This is a genomic window from Pseudomonas sp. 2822-15, from assembly GCF_002742515.1.
Lineage (GTDB): Bacteria > Pseudomonadota > Gammaproteobacteria > Pseudomonadales > Pseudomonadaceae > Aquipseudomonas > Aquipseudomonas salomonii.
Map to the genome: position 1 here is coordinate 1 of NZ_LJRY01000283.1, position 279 is coordinate 279.

Annotated in this window: 1 protein-coding gene; it reads right to left on the reverse strand. The window is 35.8% G+C overall.

The genetic code is table 11. From position 1 onward, the window contains the following. On the reverse strand, nt 1–253 hold a 253-nt coding region (locus AOA59_RS32150), incomplete at its 3' end, for an ATP-binding protein (RefSeq protein WP_256593132.1). Nucleotides 254–279 lie beyond the last annotated feature (26 nt).

The following is a 279-nucleotide window of genomic DNA, read 5'->3' on the forward strand; positions in this document are numbered from 1 at the left end:
GTATTTCGAAGGTTGATCCTTCACCTTTTGTAGAAGAAACAGTTAAAGTTCCTCCCAGATCTTCTACAATTTGAAAGCTTGTTGTTAATCCTAGACCTGTACCATCCTCTTTCGTTGTAAAAAAAGGAATCCCTAGTTTATCTAATGTTGCTTGGTCCATACCAATCCCTGTGTCTTCTATTGTTATTACTACATCATCTGATAAGGCATTATAGGATGTACTAATTTGCAATGTACCTCCCTTATGATTCATCGCTTCTTCTCCATTTTGTATCAAAT